General features: G+C 68.9%; 22 protein-coding genes. 13 read left to right on the top strand and 9 right to left on the bottom strand.

From position 1 onward, the window contains the following. Nucleotides 1–7 precede the first annotated feature (7 nt). Genes rffA through E1B00_RS10990 form a run of 4 tightly spaced genes read right to left on the bottom strand, consistent with a single transcriptional unit; the run spans nt 8 to nt 3,213 of the window. The gene (gene rffA, locus E1B00_RS11005; protein WP_246048676.1) at nt 8–1,153 is read right to left on the bottom strand and encodes a dTDP-4-amino-4,6-dideoxygalactose transaminase; all 1,146 of its coding nucleotides are present in this window, start codon (nt 1,151–1,153) and stop codon (nt 8–10) included. Then, nucleotides 1,150–1,515, bottom strand: a complete 366-nt coding sequence (locus tag E1B00_RS11000; protein WP_139448665.1) for an EamA family transporter — start codon at nt 1,513–1,515, stop codon at nt 1,150–1,152. The genes rffA and E1B00_RS11000 overlap by 4 nt, the downstream gene beginning before the upstream one ends. Beyond that, complete coding sequence (locus E1B00_RS10995) at nt 1,512–2,261, bottom strand: GNAT family N-acetyltransferase (protein WP_176693208.1); 750 nt, start codon at nt 2,259–2,261, stop codon at nt 1,512–1,514. The genes E1B00_RS11000 and E1B00_RS10995 overlap by 4 nt, the downstream gene beginning before the upstream one ends. Further along, complete coding sequence (locus tag E1B00_RS10990) at nt 2,254–3,213, bottom strand: glycosyltransferase family 2 protein (RefSeq protein ID WP_139448661.1); 960 nt, start codon at nt 3,211–3,213, stop codon at nt 2,254–2,256. The genes E1B00_RS10995 and E1B00_RS10990 overlap by 8 nt, the downstream gene beginning before the upstream one ends. Nucleotides 3,214–3,437: 224 nt before the next feature. Here E1B00_RS10990 and E1B00_RS10985 point away from each other — a divergent pair, with 224 nt between their 5' ends. From E1B00_RS10985 to E1B00_RS10945, 9 genes are all read left to right on the top strand, one after another. Then, entirely contained in the window at nt 3,438–4,175 is a 738-nt protein-coding gene (locus E1B00_RS10985) for a CoA transferase subunit A (RefSeq protein WP_139448659.1), read from the top strand. Further along, nucleotides 4,175–4,810 carry a CoA transferase subunit B gene (locus tag E1B00_RS10980; RefSeq protein ID WP_139448657.1) on the top strand — a complete coding sequence of 212 codons (636 nt, stop codon included), beginning with the start codon at nt 4,175–4,177 and terminating at the stop codon, nt 4,808–4,810. Before E1B00_RS10985 ends, E1B00_RS10980 begins: the two co-directional genes overlap by 1 nt. A gap of 240 nt (nt 4,811–5,050) precedes the next feature. After that, nucleotides 5,051–5,926, top strand: a complete 876-nt coding sequence (locus tag E1B00_RS10975; protein WP_176693207.1) for a right-handed parallel beta-helix repeat-containing protein — start codon at nt 5,051–5,053, stop codon at nt 5,924–5,926. Nucleotides 5,927–6,061: 135 nt separating this feature from the next. Continuing rightward, nucleotides 6,062–6,961, top strand: coding sequence for a UTP--glucose-1-phosphate uridylyltransferase GalU (gene galU / locus E1B00_RS10970; RefSeq protein WP_139448653.1), 900 nt, complete (start codon nt 6,062–6,064; stop codon nt 6,959–6,961). An 80-nt stretch (nt 6,962–7,041) separates the two neighbouring features. Next, the gene (locus E1B00_RS10965; RefSeq protein ID WP_139448651.1) at nt 7,042–8,184 is read left to right on the top strand and encodes a YjgN family protein; all 1,143 of its coding nucleotides are present in this window, start codon (nt 7,042–7,044) and stop codon (nt 8,182–8,184) included. Beyond that, nucleotides 8,181–9,275: a M48 family metallopeptidase gene (locus E1B00_RS10960; RefSeq protein WP_425456503.1), complete on the top strand. Its 1,095-nt coding sequence runs from the start codon at nt 8,181–8,183 to the stop codon at nt 9,273–9,275. Before E1B00_RS10965 ends, E1B00_RS10960 begins: the two co-directional genes overlap by 4 nt. Before the next feature lie 74 nt (nt 9,276–9,349). Continuing rightward, the gene (locus E1B00_RS10955) at nt 9,350–10,039 is read left to right on the top strand and encodes a glutathione S-transferase family protein (protein ID WP_139448647.1); all 690 of its coding nucleotides are present in this window, start codon (nt 9,350–9,352) and stop codon (nt 10,037–10,039) included. A 1-nt stretch (nt 10,040) separates the two neighbouring features. Further along, nucleotides 10,041–10,382, top strand: coding sequence for an ArsR/SmtB family transcription factor (locus E1B00_RS10950; RefSeq protein WP_139448645.1), 342 nt, complete (start codon nt 10,041–10,043; stop codon nt 10,380–10,382). Beyond that, a complete protein-coding gene (locus tag E1B00_RS10945) occupies nt 10,379–10,846 on the top strand; it encodes an SRPBCC domain-containing protein (protein WP_139448643.1) in 468 nt (155 codons plus the stop codon). Before E1B00_RS10950 ends, E1B00_RS10945 begins: the two co-directional genes overlap by 4 nt. 15 nt (nt 10,847–10,861) lie before the next feature. On the opposite strand, the gene wecB is transcribed toward E1B00_RS10945, so the two are convergent. The 3 genes from wecB to E1B00_RS10930 are packed head-to-tail and all read right to left on the bottom strand — an operon-like array spanning nt 10,862 to nt 13,702. Continuing rightward, complete coding sequence (gene wecB / locus E1B00_RS10940; RefSeq protein WP_342774289.1) at nt 10,862–12,001, bottom strand: non-hydrolyzing UDP-N-acetylglucosamine 2-epimerase; 1,140 nt, start codon at nt 11,999–12,001, stop codon at nt 10,862–10,864. Between the two features lie 5 nt (nt 12,002–12,006). After that, nucleotides 12,007–12,942: an electron transfer flavoprotein subunit alpha/FixB family protein gene (locus E1B00_RS10935; RefSeq protein WP_139448641.1), complete on the bottom strand. Its 936-nt coding sequence runs from the start codon at nt 12,940–12,942 to the stop codon at nt 12,007–12,009. Between the two features lie 13 nt (nt 12,943–12,955). Beyond that, entirely contained in the window at nt 12,956–13,702 is a 747-nt protein-coding gene (locus E1B00_RS10930; RefSeq protein WP_139448639.1) for an electron transfer flavoprotein subunit beta/FixA family protein, read from the bottom strand. A 213-nt stretch (nt 13,703–13,915) separates the two neighbouring features. Between E1B00_RS10930 and E1B00_RS10925 the strand changes: the two genes are divergently transcribed. Together E1B00_RS10925 and E1B00_RS10920 are read left to right on the top strand one after the other, a co-directional pair. Continuing rightward, a complete protein-coding gene (locus E1B00_RS10925; RefSeq protein ID WP_139448637.1) occupies nt 13,916–14,434 on the top strand; it encodes a hypothetical protein in 519 nt (172 codons plus the stop codon). Nucleotides 14,435–14,553: 119 nt separating this feature from the next. Then, a complete protein-coding gene (locus E1B00_RS10920; protein ID WP_139448635.1) occupies nt 14,554–15,015 on the top strand; it encodes a hypothetical protein in 462 nt (153 codons plus the stop codon). Between the two features lie 6 nt (nt 15,016–15,021). Here the strand turns inward: E1B00_RS10920 and cysK are convergent, their stop codons facing one another. After that, nucleotides 15,022–15,999, bottom strand: a complete 978-nt coding sequence (gene cysK / locus E1B00_RS10915; RefSeq protein WP_139448633.1) for a cysteine synthase A — start codon at nt 15,997–15,999, stop codon at nt 15,022–15,024. A gap of 40 nt (nt 16,000–16,039) precedes the next feature. Continuing rightward, the gene (cysG, locus tag E1B00_RS10910; RefSeq protein WP_139448631.1) at nt 16,040–17,518 is read right to left on the bottom strand and encodes a siroheme synthase CysG; all 1,479 of its coding nucleotides are present in this window, start codon (nt 17,516–17,518) and stop codon (nt 16,040–16,042) included. A 234-nt stretch (nt 17,519–17,752) separates the two neighbouring features. On the opposite strand from cysG, the gene E1B00_RS10905 reads away from it, so the two are divergent. Both E1B00_RS10905 and E1B00_RS10900 read left to right on the top strand, forming a co-directional pair. Beyond that, entirely contained in the window at nt 17,753–18,739 is a 987-nt protein-coding gene (locus E1B00_RS10905; RefSeq protein WP_139448629.1) for a LysR family transcriptional regulator, read from the top strand. 25 nt (nt 18,740–18,764) lie between these two features. Then, nucleotides 18,765–19,718 carry a hypothetical protein gene (locus E1B00_RS10900; RefSeq protein ID WP_139448627.1) on the top strand — a complete coding sequence of 318 codons (954 nt, stop codon included), beginning with the start codon at nt 18,765–18,767 and terminating at the stop codon, nt 19,716–19,718. Nucleotides 19,719–19,784 lie beyond the last annotated feature (66 nt).

Below are 19,784 nucleotides of genomic sequence, written 5' to 3'. Positions count from 1 at the left end.
GCTCCGCTCAGGCCAGCGCGGCGTCGCAGGCGGCCAGCACCGCGTCCAGCTGCGGCTCCAGGCCCAGCCAGAGCGGCAGGCGCACCAGCCGATCGCCGGTGGCATCGGTGACGTCCAGCGCACCGTGGCTGCGGCCGAAGCGCTGCCCCGCCGGCGAGGAATGCAGCGGCACGTAGTGGAAGACGGCACCGACGCCGTGTTCGCGCAGGGTCGCGATGAAGCGCTGTCGTGCCGCCAGGTCGGGCATCAGCAGGTAGTACATGTGCGCGTTGTGGACGCAGTGCGCCGGCACGATGGGACGCCGGACCCGGCCCGCGGCTTCGTGCGGCGCGGCCCAGGCGTGGTAGCGGTCCCACAGCGCGAGTCGCCCGGCCGTGATTTCTTCGGCGGCCTCCATCTGCGCGCAGAGGAAGGCGGCCGAGATTTCGCCGGGAAGGAACGATGAGCCGACATCCACCCAGGTGTACTTGTCGACCTGGCCGCGAAAGAAGCGGCTGCGGTTGGTGCCCTTCTCGCGGATGATCTCGGCGCGGTCGGCCGATTCGGCGTCGCGGCAAAGCAGGGCGCCACCCTCGCCGCAGACGATGTTCTTGGTCTCGTGGAAACTCAGCGCGCCGTATTGGCCGATGGTGCCCAGTGGTCGTCCGCGGTAGCTCGACATGATCGCCTGGGCGGCATCCTCGACCACCTGCAGGCCGTGCCTGCCGGCGATCGCCATGATCGCATCCATCTCGCAGGCGACGCCGGCGTAGTGGACCACGCAAATGGCTCGGGTGCGGGGCGTGATCGCCGCCTCGACCAGGTTCTCGTCCAGGTTCAGGGTGTCGGCGCGGATGTCCACGAACACCGGCACCGCGCCGCGCAGCACGAAGGCGTTGGCGGTGGAGACGAAGGTGAACGAGGGCATGATCACCTCGTCGCCCGGCTGCAGGTCCAGCAGCAGCGCCGCCATCTCGAGCGCCGCGGTGCAGGAGTGGGTCAGCAGCGCGCGCGCGGCGCCGGTGCGCTGCTCGAGCCAGGTGCTGCAGCGTTTCGTGAAGGCGCCGTCGCCGGAGAGATGGCCGTTGGCATGCGCCTGGGCGATGTACCAGAGCTCGCGCCCGGTCATGTGCGGCTTGTTGAAGGGGATCATGGGAGCCTTGGGGGAGGTCATGCCGGTGCCCGCGAAAGTACGACCACGCCGGCCAGGATCAAAGCGGTGCCGATGATCTTCGGCGTGTTGAACTGTTCGTTGAACAGCCAGACCGCCAGCACGCCGACCGTGGGGAAACTGAGCGCCATGAACGGATAGGCCTTGCTCAGCGGCATCTTGCCGATCGCCGCCATCCAGCACAGCGACGCCGCGAACGCCGCCGCGAAACCGCTGATGACCCAGGGGTTGAGCAGCAGCGACAGCATGGCCTCCGGGTTCATGCCCGCCAGGGTGGCGTCCGGGCGCTTGGAGGCCTGCCATTTGAGCACCAGCTGGCCGTAGACGGTCAGCACGATCGTGAGGGCGATGAAGACGTAGCTCATGCTTGCGGTCCCCGCAGGTGGTACGTGCTGTAGGCGCGCTCGAGCCGGAAGCCCAGCGCTGTCCAGGCCTGCTGCACGCGCGTGTTCCAGACCTGGGTGGACACGCTGGCCCGCTCGACGCCGGCGGCGCCGCAGGCCAGCAGCGCCTGCGCGACCAGCGTGCGGTACAGGCCGCGGCCCTGGTGTTCGGGCAGCACGGCGTTGAGCAGGATCTCGACGCTGCGGCCATCGGCGCTGGTGCGCAGGGTGGCGAAACCGGCGGGGCCGTCGGCGGCTTCCACCAGCCAGGTCTGGTCGCGCGGGTCGGTCGACTGCAGGTGCGTCAGCGCCCATTCGACATAGCCGGCTTCGACCTGCGCCGCGGGAAAGCACGCGCTGGCGCCGTAATGGCTCCGGTAGTCCTGGAAACCGCGGACGGCGATGCGCTCCAGCGCCTGCCGGTCCGAGGGCAGCGCGCGGCGCACCGTCGCCGCCGCCGCGGTTGGCGCCGGCAGCGAGGCATCGAGGGCGCGCGCGTAATAGACCAGCGTGTCGGCGTAGACCGGCATTGCGCCGAGGCTGGCCAGCGCCGCAGGCGTCGCGCGATCGGCGGCATCGAAGCGCAGCACGGCGATGTCGGCCGCCAGCGTTCGCATCGCCGCAAGGATGGCCTCCGGCGCCGGCGGCGGCGCGTCGATCGGATGGCGCGCCACGCGAAGGCCGAACCGCCGGCTTTCGCTCTCGGACAGTGACAGCCAGTCAGCCATCGCCATGCCGCGGCCCGGGGCCGGTCCGCGCCTGCACCAGGTACCAGGGGCGGCGCTTGGATTCGAGGAAGATGCGGCCGACGTAGAGTCCGACCACGCCCAGGCTGGAAACGACGACGCCACCGGTCAGCCAGATCGAGGCGATGATGCTGGTGAAGCCCGCGACCTGGATGTCGCCGCGCAGGTACTGCAGGACGCTGTAGCCGGCGAAGCCGACGGATGCCGCCGCGAAGGCCAACCCCAGCAGGGTCATCAGCCGCAGCGGCTTGTCCGAATACGACAGCGCGATGTCCAGCGCCAGGCGCAGCAGGCGGCGCAGCGAATAACTGCTGCGGCCTTCGCTGCGCGCCTCGTGCTGCACCGCGACCACACGCGGCGCGAAGCCGCTCCACTTCACCAGCAGCGGGAAGAACCGGTTCGACTCCGGCATGCCCAGCACCGCGTCGACCACCGGCCGCGAATAGGCGCCGAAGTTCGCGGTGCCGTGGTCCTGCGCCACTCCGGTCAGCCATTGCAGCGTGCGGTAGAAGGCCCAGGAGCCGAAACGCTTGCCCGCCGAATCCTGCCGCTGCTCGCGCCGCGCCAGCGCCACCGCATGCCCGTCGTCCAGCGCGGCGACCAGGGCCGGGATTTCCTCCGGGCGGTCCTGCAGGTCGCAGTCCATCACCACCACCACCGCACCCTGCGCCTCGGCCAGGCCCGCGGTGATCGCCGGGTGCTGGCCAAAATTGCGCGTCAGGCGCAGGCCGCGCACATGCGGGTTCCGCGCCGACAGCTCGACGATGCGCGGCCAGGCCTGGTCGGGGCTGGCGTCGTCCACCAGGATCAGTTCGTAGTCCGGGAAGCTGCCGGCCACCGCGGCATGAACCCGCTCGGCCAGTGTCTCCAGGCAGCCGGCGCAGCCGTAGACCGGGACGACAATCGACAGTGTGGGGGAACCGGATGGGGGCATGGGCGGGTCTGCTGGGGGCGCCGCTTGGCGAGATTCGCGCCCCGGAGCGGGCGCGCGGGGCCGGGCGCGGGGACCAGGCCCGATTGTGCCAGCCGCTGCCGCCCCGGCGATAGCCCGCGCCGTCGGGCCCACGCCCGCAGCCGGCAATGGACGAAGGTACGTGTCGGCGGTCGCGGAGGCTGCGATAAACTCCCGGTTTCCGTACCGATCCAGGAGTTCCGGCCATGTCCGTGCCCGACAAGATCCCGGCGTCCCGCGCCCGCGGCAAAGTGTACGAGGGCGCCGCCGAGGCCCTTCGCGGCCTCGTCGCCGATGGGCAGACCCTCGCCGTCGGCGGCTTCGGCCTCTGCGGCATCCCCGAGGCGCTGATCGCCGCGCTGCGCGATTCCGGCGTCAAGGGCCTGACGGTGATCTCGAACAACGCCGGCGTCGACGGCTTCGGCCTCGGCCAGCTGCTGAGCACGCGCCAGATCGCCAAGATGATTTCCTCCTACGTCGGCGAGAACAAGGAGTTCGAACGCCAGTACCTGGCCGGCGAACTGCAGCTCGAGTTCAACCCGCAGGGCACGCTGGCCGAGCGGCTGCGTGCCGGCGGCGCCGGAATCCCGGCCTTCTTCACCCGCACCGGCTACGGCACCATCGTCGCCGAGGGCAAGGAGACGCGGCAGTTCGACGGCCACTGGTACGTGCTCGAGACCGCGCTCAAGGCCGATGTCTCGCTGGTGAAAGCGTGGAAGGCCGACACCGCCGGCAACCTGGTGTTCCGCAAGACCGCGCGCAACTTCAACCCGGCCTGCGCCATGGCCGGCAAGGTCTGCGTGGCGGAAGTCGAGCAGATCGTCGAGGTCGGCAGCATCGATCCCGACCACGTGCACCTGCCGGGCATCTACGTCGACCGCATCGTGCTGAATGCGACCCCCGAAAAACGCATCGAGCAGCGCATCGTGCGAGGAGTCAAATAATGTCCTGGTCCCGCGATGAAATGGCGCAGCGCGCCGCGTTGGAACTCACCGACGGCGCCTACGTGAACCTGGGCATCGGCCTGCCGACCCTGGTGGCCAACCACATCCCCGACGGCATGGACGTGTGGCTGCAGTCCGAAAACGGCCTGCTCGGCATCGGCCCGTTCCCGACCGAACAGGAAGTGGACGCCGACCTGATCAATGCCGGCAAGCAGACCGTCACCGCGCGCGCCGGCGCCAGCTATTTCGGCAGCCACGATTCGTTCGCGATGATCCGCGGCGGCCACATCGACCTGGCGATCCTGGGCGCGATGGAAGTGACCGACCGCGGCGACCTCGCCAACTGGATGGTGCCCGGCAAGATGGTCAAGGGCATGGGCGGCGCGATGGACCTGGTGGCCGGCGTGCGCCGCGTGGTCGTGCTGATGGAGCACACCACCAAGACCGGCGAACCCAAGATCCTGCCCAAGTGCACGCTGCCGCTGACCGGCGTGGGCGTGGTCAACCGCATCATCACCGAGCTGGCCGTGTTCGACGTGACGGCAAACGGCCTGCTTCTGGTCGAGACCGCGCCCGGCGTCGACGAAGGCGAGGTGCGGGCCAAGACCGGCTGCCCGGTCCTGGCGCGCGGCTGAGGCAACCACCGACGCCTTGCCATGGGCGCGCGGGGTTCGCGCCGCTTGAACCTGCCCGGCTGCTTGGGCATCCTCGCAGCGGGGAACCAGGGGGCTGGCACTCATGACCGATCACCACGCCACGATGCGGCGCGCGGCTACGCGCGCCGTTCCCGCCGTATTCCTCCTGTCGCGTTCCGCCCGAACGGCGCCGCGGCCGCCTCCGCATCCTTCCGCCGAAAGGCACAGAGAGGAACTTTCATGAGAAACCAGCTTCTGATGACCCTGGTGCTGTTCGTGCCGACACTGCCCTCCGCCGCGCAGGCGCAGTCGACGCCATCATGCAGCGTGATCGAATCGCTGCCTGCGACCATCTCGACCGGAGGCAATTATTGCCTGGCCGCGAACGCCGAGGTGAACATCACCACTGGCGCCGCGGTGACGATCAATTCGAACGACGTGACGCTGGACTGCCGCGACTTCACCATCACCAATCTGGCCACCTCCAACGCGGGTACGTCCTCGGCGATCCGCGCCGTCAACCGCAACAACGTGCAGATCCGCAATTGCCGGCTGATGGGCGGTTTCACCGATGGCATCTACATGCACATGCTGCTCGGCGGGTCCACCACCAGCTTCTACAACCGGGTGGAGGACAACTACATCGCGGGTCCCTTCCGATACGGCATCCTGGCTTACGGCAGCGCGATCGAAGTCCGGGGCAACACCATCTACGACGTCGGCGGCCAGGCGGCCAGTCCGGCCATGGGCATCCGGGTCGGCGGTTCCAGCGTGAGCTCGTTCAAGTTCCAGGTGGTCGAGCGCAACCTGGTGGCCGGCACCAATTCGCCGTTCAACCACGCCTACGGCATCTACAGCGACAATTCGATCGGCGCCATGTTCCTGAACAACACGATCTCCGGCACCTACGGCCTGGCGCCCAACTACAAGGGGTACGGCATCCGGGTGGCCAACGGTTCGGGCGTGACCATCCGCGGAAACATCGTCGGTGGTGGTGGTCGTGACAATGAGGTGGGTATCCAGACCCCGAGCAATGGCGGCTGGTGCTACGACAACCAGATCCGCACCTACCCGACGGCCACGCTCGGCTGCGACGCATCGCTGGGCAACTTCTGAGGCCACGCGGTTCCGGGCAGGCCGCCGTCGTCGCCGATGGCGGCCTGCCTGATACGGCGGGAGCGTCCGCACCCGGCGCAGACGCCTGCCGGCGGAGCGGCTAGAATCGCTGCGGTCTCCAGCAGAATCTCGCCCATGAACCGCCGCATCCGCAAGGCCGTGTTCCCCGTCGCCGGGCTTGGCACCCGTTTCCTGCCGGCCACCAAGACGGTGCCGAAGGAGATGATGCCGATCGTCGACAAGCCGCTTATCCAGTACGCGGTGGACGAGGCGATCGAGGCCGGCTGCGACACCCTGGTGTTCGTGACCAACCGCTACAAGCACGCGGTCGCCGACTATTTCGACAAGGCCTACGAGCTGGAACAGAAGCTCGAGAAGGCCGGCAAGCACGAGCAGCTGGCCCTGGTGCGCAATGTGCTGCCGCCGCATGTCCGCGCCGTGTTCGTGACCCAGGCCGAAGCCCTGGGCCTGGGCCACGCGGTGCTGTGCGCCAAGGCGGTGATCGGCGACGAGCCCTTCGCGGTGATGCTGCCCGACGACCTGATCTGGAACCGCAATGGCGACGGCGCGCTCAAGCAGATGGCCGACCTGGCGCAGCGCACCGGCGGCAGCGTGGTGGCGGTGGAGGAGGTCGAGCGCGAGCAGACGCGCAACTACGGCATCGTCGACGCCCCGGAGTTTTCGGGCCGCCACGGCCGCATCCGTGCGCTGGTGGAAAAACCGTCGCCCGCGGAGGCTCCCAGCACCCTGGCGGTGGTCGGACGCTACGTGTTGGACAGCCGCATCTTCGAGCTGCTCGAGCACACGGCGCCGGGCAAGGGTGGCGAGATCCAGCTCACCGACGCCATCGCCCAGCTGGCCGCCGAACGGACGGTGGACGCCTACCACTTCGAGGGCACCCGCTTCGACTGCGGCAGCCACCTCGGGCTGATCGAGGCGATCATCCGCTTCGCGCTCGACCACGAGGCCCTGAGCGAAGGCGCCCGCGCCGCGATGCGCGCCGCGCTGGACGAACTTGGCGTGGTCGATCACTGAGCCCGGCCGGCTTCACTTCGGCCCGGCCTGCGGTTAGATTGGCGGGCCGGCGGGGAGCCGGAGAACCGCCAGGGGCCCGCATGCAGTACGACACCGTGGACGCCGACGCCGGCGCCCAGCCGCCGCCGTTGCCGCCGGCGCTTCCCTCCTTCCAGCCGCCGCCGCTGCAGCGGCACGGCGTCGAGTTCACCGGCACCGCCCGCGAGTTCTTCGGCATCTGGTTCGTGAACCTGCTGCTGTCGGTGCTGACCCTGGGCATCTATTCGGCCTGGGCGAAAGTGCGCACCGAGCGGTATTTCTACGGCAATACCCATTTCGCCGGCGCCAGCTTCGAATACCTGGCCGACCCGATCTCGATCCTCAAGGGCCGGCTGATCGCCTACGCGGTCGCGATCGGGCTGGGCCTGTGCGCGCACTTCCAGCTGTGGGCGGTGTACATCCCGCTGATCCTGGGCGTGCTGGTGCTGCTGCCCTGGCTGATCCAGCGCACGCTGCGCTTCCGCGCGCGCTACTCGGCCTGGCGCGGCCTGCGTTTCCGCTTCGTGGACGGCGTTTACGAGGCCTACGTGAACTTCTTCTTCCGTCCGATGCTGCAGCCGATCACGCTGTACATGACCCTTCCCTGGGTGCGCATGTGCCAGCACGAGTACGTGGTCGCCGGCCACCGTTTCGGCGGCAAGCGCTTCTCGTACAAGGGCGACGTCGGCAGCTACTTCATCCCGTTCGCGATCTGCCTGGGCCTGGGCTTCGGCGCCTACATCCTGATGATCGCCGCGGCGTTCGGCGGCGCGCTGATCGGCGGCGCGATGGGTCTGGAAGGCAAGGGCCCCGACGGCGAACCCTCGGACAGCTTCATGATGGCGGTCATGATCCCGATCATGGTGGTCTACCTGGGCTTCCTGGCGCTGCCGGTGTTCCTGCGCACGCGCTACACCAACCTGATGTGGCGGTTCACGCAGTTCGGCCCGCACCGGTTCGAGTCGACGCTGCGTGCGCGCGACGTGATCTGGATCTACTTCAGCAACGGCCTGCTGATCGTGCTGAGCCTGGGCCTGATGGTGCCCTGGGCGATGGTGCGGCTGGCACGCTACCGCGCGCAGCATTTCGCGGTGCTGGTGCAGGGCGACCTGGACAGCTTCATCGCCGAGACCGAACGCGACGAGAGCGCGACCAGCGCCGAGCTGGTGGACGCGCTCGACCTGGACGTGGACATCAGCATCTGAACGCGCTCGACGCCATCTGGTACGACGGCCGCAGCAGCCGCGGCCGTCCCGCCACGCTCAGCCAGCCCGCCCCGCAGACGCTGCGCGTGGACAGTGAGGGCGAATCGATGGAGTTCGCCGCCGCCGAGCTCACGCTCAGCCCGCGCCTGGGCCGCACGGTGCGCGTGCTCCGGCTGCCGGGCGAGGGCCAGCTGCAGCTGGCGGATTCGCCCCTGCTCGACCAGTGGCTGCCCACGCCGAGCCGGATCGAGGGCTGGGCCGACTGGCTCGAGCGCCGACGCAGCGCCGCGATCGGCGCCGGCATCGCCACCGTGCTGGGCGTGGTGCTGTTCTTCGAGTTCGCGTTGCCGTGGATGGCGAACCGCCTGGCGCCGGTGATGCCGCGCGCGATGGAGCGCACGATCAGCGACCAGGCCATGGCCCTGCTCGACCACACGCAGCTGCAGCCGAGCAAACTTCCGGCCGAACGCCGGCTGGCCCTGCAGCTGGTGTTCAAGGACCTGACCCGCGGCCTGCCGCGCGAACTCGATTACCGCCTGAGCTTCCGCGACGCCCCGGAGCTGGGGCCCAACGCCTTCGCCCTGCCGGACGGCCATGTGGTCGTGACCGACCAGCTGGTGCAGCTGGTGGGCGAACACGAGGACGAGCTGGTCGCCGTGCTCGCCCACGAGGCCGGCCACCACGAGCACCGCCACGGCATGCGCCAGGCGCTGCAGAGTTCGGCGGTCGTGGTGGTCGCCGGGTTCCTGTTCGGCGACCTTTCGGGCACCGGTTCGCTGTCGGTGTCGATCCCGGTGCTGCTGCTGGAAAGCGGCTTCTCCCGCGACCACGAGCGCGAGGCCGACCGGTTTGCGTTCGGGCTGCTGGATAAGCACCGGCGCTCGCCCGCCGATTTCGCCCGGGCGATGCGCCGGCTGTCGGCGCATTACGGCGAACGTGACTTCGGCGCGATCAGCTACCTGTCGACGCACCCGCCCAGCGCCGAGCGCGTGGAAGCGGCGGAGCGCGCGGCCGGCCTGGCGCCCGGTGATCCGGCGGCGATGCCGGCGCCGGTCGAGCGCAAGGGCAAAAAGAGTTCCTCCGGGGGGTGAGCGCCAGGGGCTTGTCTGGCGCCAGGGTCCGGGCCTATAGTTTCCTTGAAAGGAAACTATTGAAAGGAGCCGCCGTGTCCCTGGTCCTGCACTACCACCCGCTGTCCTCGTTCTGCCACAAGGTACTGATCGCGATCTACGAAACCGGCGCGCCGGTACGGCTGCGCCACCTGGACCTGCAGGACGCCGGCGAACGCGACGCGCACCGGGCGCGCTGGCCGCTGGGCAAGATGCCCGTGCTGGAGGACGAGGCGAGCGGCCGGGTGCTGCCCGAGACCTCGATCATCATCGAACACCTGCAACAGCGGCATCCGGGACCCCGGCCGCTGCTGCCGGCCGATCCCGAGGCGCAGCTCGATGTGCGGCTGTGGGACCGGCTCAGCGACCACTACGTGATGTTCCCGCTGCAGGCTGCGGTGGCCGCGGTCATCGCCGGCGATGCGGCTCAGGCTGCGAAGGCGGAGGCCGTTTCGGTGGCGCAGCTCGAGCTGGCCTATGGCGTGCTGGAGCAGCGCCTGCGGGATCGGACCTGGCTGGCCGGCGAAGACTTCAGCCTGGCCGACTGCGCGGCCGCGCCGGCGCTGTTCTACGCCGGCGCGGTGCGGCCGTTTGCACAGGATTTCCCGGCGCTGGGCGCCTATTTCGCGCGTCTGCTCGAGCGCCCGTCGGTGCAGCGGGTGTTGCGCGAGGCGCAGCCCTGGATCAGGTACTTCCCGCTGCTCGATCGCCTGCCTGCGGCGCACCGCGCCGCGGTGGAGCGCTGACATGTCCGGCGCCGCCACCGCCGCAGCGCTCGACCGGACCTTCCAGGCCCTCGCCGATGCCAGCCGTCGCGCGATGATCGACCAGCTGGCCTTGAAGCCCGCCTCGGTCAGCGAACTGGCCAAGCCGCTCGCCCTGGGCCTGCCCTCCGTGGTCAAGCACCTGCAGGTATTGAAAGCCGCCGGCCTGGTGGAGTCGGAAAAATCCGGCCGCGTGCATACCTTCCGGATGCGTGCGGGCGCCTTGCGCGGCGTGGAGGCCTGGCTGCAGGCGCGCAAGCGCCACCTGCATGCGCAGTTCGACCGGCTGGACCAGCTGCTGGCCGAAGACGGAGAGACCGCATGACCGCCGTCGCCCACACCAGCTTCGTCATCGAGCGCGATTTCCTCGCGTCGCCCGCAAGGGTGTTCCGCGGCTGGTCCGAACTGGCGCTCAAGCAGCGCTGGACCGACTGCCATTCCGATCTGGCCGGACGCACGCACACCCTGGACTTCCGGCCCGGCGGCAGCGAGACGGTGACGATGCGTTTCCCGCAGGGCGGTACCTGCGTCGTGCGTTTCCACTACTTCGACATCGTGCCGGACCGGCGCATCGTCTACGGTTACGCGATGGAGCTGGACGGCCGCGCGGGGTCGGTGTCGCTGGTCACGGTGGAGTTCGCGCCGACGCCGGCCGGCACCCGCATGGTGTTCACCGAGCAGGCGGCCCTGCTGGAAGAGGGCCAGGACCTGGCCGAGCGCATCGAGGGCACGCGCGAGGGCTTCGACCGGCTGGCCCGTGAGCTCGAGCCGGCGCCGGCCCGGCCGTGACGCCGGGCCGGTGTTTCAGCAGGCCGCGATGATGTCGGCGATGCGGCGGGCGGCCTGGCCGTCGCCGTAGGGATTGTGCGCGCGGGCCATGGACCGGTGCGCGTCCTCGTCGTCGAGCAGGCGGGTGACTTCGGCCACGATGCGGGCGCGGTCGGTGCCGACCAGGCGCACCGTGCCGGCGTCCACCGCCTCGGGCCGCTCGGTGGTGTCGCGCATCACCAGCACGGGCTTGCCCAGCGACGGCGCTTCTTCCTGGATGCCGCCGGAGTCGGTCAGGATCACGTGCGCCCGCGACATCAGGTAGACGAAGGGCAGGTAATCCTGCGGCGGGATCAGGGTGACGTTGTGAATGCCCGACAGGATCCGGTTCACCGGCTCCTGCACCTGCGGGTTGAGGTGCACGGGATAGACCAGCTGCACGTCACCGCGCTGGGCGAGTTCGCGCAGCGCCAGGCAGATCTGCTCGAAGCCGTCGCCGAAGTTCTCGCGGCGGTGGCCGGTGATCAGCACCAGGCGCTTGCCGTCGTCGAGGAAGGGGAAACGTTCGGCCAGGCCGGCGGCCAGGGCCGGATCCTTCTTGAAGCGGTCGACGACGGCGAGCAGCGCGTCGATCACCGTGTTGCCGGTGACGTGCACGCTGCCGGCGGGCAGGTTCTCGGCCAGCAGGTTGCTGCGCGACTGCTCGGTCGGCGCGAAGTGCAGTGCGGTCAGCGGCGCGGTCAGGCGCCGATTGGCCTCTTCGGGCCAGGGCGCCTGCAGGTCGCCGGTGCGCAGGCCGGCTTCGACGTGGCCGATCGCGACCTTGGCGTAGAAGGCGGCCAGGGCCGTGGCGAAGGTCGTGCTGGTGTCGCCATGCACCAGCACCAGGTCGGGCTTGCGCCGTGCCAACACCTCGGTCATGCCCGAGAGGATGCGGCCGAACAGGTCCGGCAGCGCCTGGCCCGGGGCCATCACGTCGAGATCGTCGTCGGGCACGATGCCGAACAGGTCCAGGACCTGGTCGAGCATCTGCCGGTGCTGCGCCGTCACGGCGACCAGGGTTTCGATGCCCGGGGTCGCCTTCAGTGCCTCCACGACCGGTGCCATCTTGATGGCTTCCGGACGCGTTCCGAACACCACCATCACCCGCTTGCTGACGGCGCCGCCGCCGGTCACAGAACTCAAAGCGACTTCTCCAGTTCGGGCACGAGCGCGAACAGGTCGCCGACCAGGCCGAAGTCGGCGATCTCGAAGATCGGCGCTTCCGCGTCCTTGTTGATGGCGACGATGGTGCCCGCGTCCTTGATGCCGGTCAGGTGCTGGATCGCGCCCGAGATGCCGATGGCCACGTACAGCTCCGGCGCGATGATCTTGCCGGTCTGGCCGACCTGCAGTTCGTTCGGCACGTAGCCGGCGTCCACCGCGGCGCGCGAGGCGCCCACGGCCGCGCCCATCTTGTCGGCCAGCGAATAGATGATCGAGAACGCATCGGCGGAACCGAGCGCGCGGCCGCCGCTGACCACCTTCGACGCGCTCTGCAGGTCGGGGCGGTCGGACTTGCCCTGCTGCAGCGACACGAAGCGGGTGTGCGAGGGCAGGGCGGCGTCCACCGACGCGGCTTCCACCGCCGCGCTGCCGCCGTTGCCCGCCGCCGGCCACGAGGCCGTGCGCACGGTGCCGACCACGGCCATCGCCGACGGCGCCTCGACCGTGATGATGGCGTTGCCGGCATAGATCGGCCGCTTGAACACGTGGCTCGATTCCACCGACATGATGTCGCTGACCTGGGCCACGCCCAGCAGGGCCGCGACGCAGGGCATCAGGTCCTTGCCGAACGTGGTGGACGGGCCGAGCACGTGCGAATAACCCGCGGCCAGCTTGGCCACCTGCGGCGCCAGCACCTGTGCGATCGGGTTGGCGTTGGCGGCGTTGGCCACCGTGATCACCTTGGCGACGCCGGCGATCTGCGCGGCTTCGGCGGCGACCGCGTCCGGCGCGTCGGACAGTACGGCGACGTGGATCTCGCCGCCGATCTTCGCGGCGCAGGCGACGCAGCGCGCGGTGGAGGAGTTCAGCTTGCCGCCGAGGTGTTCGGCGACGATCAGGATCTTGCTCATGGTCATCGTCTCCTTACACCAGGCCCTTGGCCTTGAGCGCCGAGACCAGCTCGGCGACGTCCTTCACCATCACGCCCTTGCTGCGCTTGGCGGGCGGGGCGTACGTGCTGGTCTTGAGATGGTCGCCGGACTCGACGCCCAGGTCGGCCAGCTGCAGGGTTTCCAGCGGCTTGGACTTGGCCTTCATGATGTCGGGCAGCTTGATGAAGCGCGGCTCGTTCAGGCGCAGGTCGGTGGTGACCACGGCGGGCAGGTCGACTTCGAGCGTCTCCAGGCCGGCGTCGACTTCGCGCGTGACGGTGGCCTTGTCGCCGGCGACCTCGAGCTTGCTCGCGAACGTGGCCTGCGGGCGGCCCCAGAGCGTCGCCAGCATCTGGCCGGTCTGGTTGGCGTCGTCGTCGATGGCCTGCTTGCCCAGCAGCACGATCTGCGGCTGCTCCTTCTCCACCAGCTTGAGCATCGCGCGCGCGGCGGTGAGCGGCTGGATGGCCTGGTCGGTGACCACGTGGATGGCGCGGTTGGCGCCCATGGCCAGGCCGTTGCGCAGGTGCGGCTGGCAGTCGGCCGGGCCGATGGTGGCGACGATCACTTCGGTGGCGATGCCCTTGTCGCGCAGGCGCAGGGCTTCTTCCAGGGCGATGTCGTCGAAGGGATTGGGCGAGAGCTTCACGCCCTCGGTGACCACGCCCGAACCATCGGGCTTGACCTGGATGCGGACGTTGTAGTCCACGACCCGCTTGTAACCGACGAGGATCTTCATGGGTAGCGCATTCCGTGCTGAGGGGGCTGCCGCCGGCGGGGCCGGCTGGCAGGGGGGAGAAGAGGGGCGGATTCTACCTGCTCGGGCCTTCGTGGCCCAATTTCAGGCCTGGGAGGGCCTTCTGCCGGCGGATTAGTGCGCGTTCAAGCAGGCCTGTCCATAATCCCGCGGCCGGCACACCTGCCCGATCCCTTCCTCACCCGAGTGCATCCCATGAATCGTCTGATCGCCGTCTCTCTGCTTTCCCTGGGCCTGGCCGCCTGTGGCCCGTCCTCCGACCCGGGCGCGGCCGCGCCGGCGTCCCCCGCCGCTTCGACCGACACGGCCGCTCCGGCGGTCTCCGAAACCCCGGCCGCCCAGCCGGCGCCCAAGGGCCGAAAGCTGCGCCAGGCCCTGCCCAACGACGTGGTCCTGCCCTTCGCCTACCACGCGCGCACCGACCGGGTCGTGCAGACCCCGCGGGGCGACTACCAGCGCCGCGTGAACGTCGAGCTTCTCGAGGGTGACGCGGCGAGCACCACGGACGCGCTGATCGCGGCCATGCGCAAGGGCGGCTACCGCCCGGGCAAGCCGACCACCCGCGCCGATGGCAGCATCCGGGTCGCCTTCAGCCACAAGCAGACCGGCCGCGTGGTTGCGGTGGTCAGCAACCAGCTGCCGGCCAAGCCGGTCAATGCCGCCGCCCGCGGCAAGCTGCTGCTGGTCCTGCCTGCGGACGCGCCGTCGGCCTGACGCCGGTCCAGCCCGTCCGCGGCCACTGGCGCGGGCGGGCCCGGTAGCGGCGTGGCTGTGTCCCGCTGCCGAGCCCGGAGCCTCTCTGCTAGGCTGCGGGCCTACTGCCGGAGACTCTGATGAAACTGCGCGTCCTGCTTGCCCTGGTGCTGTTCGCCCTGTCCTCGTCGGCCTCGGCCGGCCCCTTCAACGACAAGCTGGCCATCTGCCTGGTGAAATCCACCACGCAGGACGACAAGCTCACGCTGATCCGCTGGATCTTCGCCGCGATGGCCAGCCACCCGGGCGTGAAAGACCTGAGCGAAGTCTCGGCCGGCGCCGGCGACAAGCTCAACGAGCAGGTCGCCGACCTGTTCGTGAGCCTGCTCACCGACCGCTGCGGCACCGAGACCCAGGAAGCGATCAAGTACGAAGGCCAGGGCGCGATCGGCACCAGCTTCGAAGTGCTGGGCCGCGTGGCCATGCAGGAGCTGATGGCCGACGGCAAGGTCAGCGCCTTCATGGGCGGCATCGACGCCCATATCGACCCCAAAGTGATCGAGCAGCTGAGCCAGGGCCAGGCCGCCCCGAAGGGCGACTGAGGCCGGTCAGGCCGCGTCGGAACGGCTGGCCAGCGCGGCCAGCCATTCGTCGTCGCTGCCTTCGTTCACGCCTTCGAACAGGAAGGTGCTGAGATAGCGTTCGCCGGTGTCGGGCAGCATCGCCAGCAGCACCGAGCCTTCGGGCGCCGATTCCGCGACCTGCAGCGCCGCCGCCACCGTGGCGCCAGCGCTGATGCCGACGAAAATGCCTTCCTCGGACGCGAGCCGGCGCGCCGTGTCGCGCGCGGTGACGTCGTCCACCGGGCGGATCTCATCGGCGACGCCGCGGTCGAGCACGGCGGGCACGAAATCCGGCGTCCAGCCCTGGATCTTGTGCGGCGCCCAGTCCTTGCCGCCCAGCAGCGAGGCGCCGGCGGGTTCGCTGGTGACGATCTTCAGGTCCGGGCGTGCGAGCTTGAGCACCTGGCCGGCGCCGGTCAGCGTGCCGCCCGTGCCCCAGCCGGTGACGAAGAAGTCGAGCCGCTGGCCGGCGAAATCGCGCAGGATTTCCGGGCCGGTGGTGCTGCGGTGGTAGGCCGGGTTGGCCTCGTTCTCGAACTGCCGCGCCAGGAACCAGCCGTGTTTGGCCGCCAGCTCCGCCGCGCGCCGCACCATGCCGCTGCCGCGTTCGGCGGCCGGGGTCAGGATCACCTTGGCGCCGTAGGCGCGCATGAGCTTGCGGCGTTCGATCGAGAAGGTTTCGGTCATCACCGCGACGAACTTGTAGCCGCGCGCCGCGGCCACCATCGCCAGCGCCACGCCGGTGTTGCCGGAGGTCGCTTCGATGATGGTGTCGCCGGGCTTGAGCAGGCCCTTGCGCTCGGCGTCGAGCACGATGGCCAGGGCCAGGCGGTCCTTCACCGAACCGCCGGGATTGAAGGCCTCGACCTTGGCGTACAGCGTCACGTGCCTGGGCGCGATGCGGTGCAGTTTGACGACGGGCGTGCCGCCGATGGTGTCGAGGATGCTGTTGTAAAGGGTCATGCGGGTCTCCGGTTCGCGCCGTGCGCGTGGGGGGATGGGGTCAGGCGGCGTGGGCGACCTGCGGGGCGGGAGCGCCCAGTGGCTTGTCGCCGAACCAATGCAGTGTATGCGCCAGGGCGGCGACTTCGCCCAGGATCAGCAGGGCGGGCGACTGCAGGTCATGTAAACGCGCAAGCTGGGGAAGATCGGCCAGCGTACCGGTGAGTACGCGCTGTCCGGGCCGCGAGCCGTTTTCCACCAGGGCGAAGGGCGTGCCGGCCTGGCGGCCGTGTTCCAGCAGCTTCTGCTGCAGCCGGTCGAGCCCGGCGACGCCCATGTAGACGGCGAGGGTCTGCTTCTCCTGCGCCAGCGCGCGCCAGTCGAGCGTGTCCACGGAATCCTTGGTGTGCGCGGTGACGAAGCGCACCGACTGCGCGTGCTCGCGATGGGTCAGCGGCACACCGGCATAGGCGGCGCAGGCCAGCGCGGCGGTCACGCCCGGCACCACTTCGAAGGCGATGCCGTGCGCGTGCAGGAATTCGAGCTCTTCACCGCCGCGGCCGAACACGAAGGGGTCACCACCCTTGAGCCGCACCACGCGGCGGCCGGCGCGCGCGTGTTCGAGCATCAGGGCGTGGATGCCGTCCTGGGTGACGTGATGGTTCGACGCCTGTTTGCCGACTTCGATGAACTCGGCGTCGCGCCGCGCCAGCGCCAGCACGCCGTCGCTGACCAGGCGGTCGTGCAGGATCACGTCGGCCTGGTTGAGCAGGCGCAGCGCGCGCAGCGTCAGCAGGCCGGGGTCGCCGGGGCCGGCGCCGACCAGCGCGACCGAGCCGATGTCGCGCGAAGGCGGCGCTTCGCCGAGCGCGGCCTCGAAGGCGCGCAGCGCGCCGCCTTCGTCGCCGGCGCGGAAACGTTCGGTGACCGGGCCGGTGAGCAGGGCATCGAAGAAACGGCGGCGTTCGGCCAGGCGCGGGTGCCGCGCGCGGATGCGCCGGCGTTCGCGCAGCAGCAATGCGGCGAGCCCGGCCAGCGATTCGTCGAGTTCGGTTTCGAGTTTTTCGCGCAGGTGCCGCGCCAGCATCGGCGCGCCGCCGCCGCTGGAAATGGCGATCTGAAGCGGGCCGCGTTCGACGCGGGCGGGAGATTGATACGACGACAGTTCGAGGTCGTCGACGACGTTGGCCCAGATCCGCCGCGCCTGCGCTTCGGCCGCGACCGCGCGGTTCACGGCGCCATCGTCGGTGGCGGCGACCACCAGCCAGGCGCCGTCCAGCCAGTTCGGGGCGAACCGGCCATCGAGGAACTCGATCTTTCCGACACGGGCCAGATCGTCCAGCGCCGGCTCCAGCTGCGGTGCACCGACCACCACATTGGCACCCGCCGCCAGCAGCGGCGCGATCTTGCGCCGGGCCACCGCCCCGCCGCCGACGACGAGCACCCGCCGGCCGCGCAGATCCGCGAACAGGGGGTACAGCGCGGGCGGCGCGACCGGCGGGTGCGGGTCCAGCCTAGCGGTTGCGGGGGAAGAATCCATGGGGCGACGCTAGGCCGGCCCCGTCCCCGGGGGAAATGACCCGCCGCCCCTTCCATATGCCATCCGGTTATTTGGACCGTATGGACGTCGCCGGGGCCCCGGGTTAGTTTGCGGTTACGTCCACGGCGCCGCGCGCCGCCCCCGGGAAACCCCATGGTCACCCGCCATCCGCCGATGTGTTGTCGCCCGCCCGAGCCCTGACCGCCCGCGCGCCCGCACATCCACGGACCGACCATGACCCTGACCCAGCTCCGCTACCTCGTCGCCATCGCCGATTCCGGCCTCAACATCACCCTCGCCGCCGAGAAGGTGCACGCCACCCAGCCCGGCCTGTCCAAGCAGCTCAAGCAGCTGGAGGACGAACTGGGCTTCCTGCTGTTCCAGCGCAAGGGCCGCAGCCTGGAGGCGATCACGCCCGCCGGCCAGGACGTGCTGGCCCACGCCCGCCGCGTGCTGGCCGAGGCCGGCAACATCCGCGCCTACGCCGCCAACGAGCGCGGCGAAAAACACGGCCGCCTGACGCTGGTGACCACGCATACGCAGGCTCGCTTCGTGCTGCCGCCGGCGATCGCGCACCTGGCGCGCAAGTTTCCCGACGTCAGCATCCACCTGCAGCCGGCCTCGGAAGGCGAGGTGCTGAACGCACTGGCGCAGGGGCAGGCGGATTTTGCGGTGGTCAGCACCGCGGGCGAGATCCCGCAGGGTGGACTCGCCGTGCCGCTGTACCGCTGGCGCCGGCAGGTGCTGGTGCCGGTCGCGCATCCGCTGGCGTCGCTGCAGCGCGCGCCCACGCTCGCCGAACTCGCCGAGCAGCCGCTGATCAGCTACGAGTCCACCAACAAGCCCGAATCCAGCCTGCGCCGCGCCTTCGCCCAAGCCGGTCTGGAACCGCAGATCGCGATGACTGCACGCGATGCCGACCTGATCAAGACCTACGTGCGCGCCGGACTGGGTGTGGGCCTGTTGGCCGAGATGGCGGTGAGCACGCGCGACGACGGCGACCTGCGCGCATTGCCGGCGCCTGCGGCCGTTCCGGAATGCACGAGCTGGGCGGTGCTGCCGCGCGAACGCGTGCTGCGTGATTACGCGCTCGAACTGCTGCTGGCCCTGGCCCCGCAGCTCGATCGCGCGGACCTCAAGCGCGCGGTGGCGGGGCATGACACGCCGGTGTGGCCAAATGCACCGTCTTGGGTGGAACTGAGCCAACAAATAACGACCTAGCTCTTGCCAATCCAGGGGGAAATAGATGCAGCAGAAGTTTTTCTTCCAGCCATCAAAGTCAGTAGCTAAGAGGCTGACTGAGACCTTCGACTTTGTCTGGCCAACTGCCGCGGCAATATGGAACTTACGGTGGCAAGTTGTTGGGATAGTTCAGGTTTGCCCCGACATCTCTGAAGCCGAACTTCTGGGAAGATTTGTTGCTGGAAGCGAGATTCGTGGCGCAAACCTAAAAAAAGCTTGCATAACAACTTCTTGGTCAGGGCAGCAGCGCCAGTTCGCGAAGTTCCTGCTGTTTGAATTCTGTGCTCTGTACGAATGGTGGTGCGAGTCGATGCATGGGCGGCTTTCGTTGCCTGATGGCTCGTCAAAGGCACTGCAGTTTCCGACGAGCACAAAAGGCAATGTTAAAAGAGGGGTTGGATCGGTTATTGACGCAGCTACGGCAAGTGGGAGTTCCGTGGTAGGTGCAGCATTTTTTCCTTCGCTAAAGACGAACAAGAAGTACGCCCCGATCCAGATCGAAAGTCTTCTCACTTGCTATCGATACTTTAAGGAGCTTAGGAATTCTCTTATTCATGGGTCGGGTGACGCGGTAGAGAAGCTGAAGTCATCCGAGACAAACTACAGGAAGCTAAGTGCGGCTGACCTTCGAGCTGCTGAGGTTCCGGCGTTTATCCCTTACTCGGGAAGTGGGGATCCTGATATTTCGCTTCGGGGCGTTGTTGGATTTGGTGAGATCGTCTTGATGCTTGTTTCAACTTTGGATATTGAGCTGTCTAAGACGGCGCTATCAGAAATCGAGTTCAAAGAATGCTGGAGCCGGGTTCACGGCGATGGCCCGCGGGAAGTGGCGACCGTCGACGCTAATAGACGTGCACACAGGATTCGGGTTTTGTCGAAGAACCTAGGTCTTCCGACGCCAAAGGTTTCGGTTGAATTTGAAGAATGGTTAAGAGCGAATAGGCTTGTTCATTACTAGCCGTTTCTTACAAAAGAATGGCGTGTTGGTCATCGCTATCGTCACCTGCATTTCTGCTGCGTGTTT

The organism is Arenimonas terrae, assembly GCF_006265115.1.
Lineage (GTDB): Bacteria > Pseudomonadota > Gammaproteobacteria > Xanthomonadales > Xanthomonadaceae > Arenimonas > Arenimonas terrae.
Note: the sequence above shows the minus strand (reverse complement) of the source record. Positions and strands in the feature narration are given on the sequence as shown.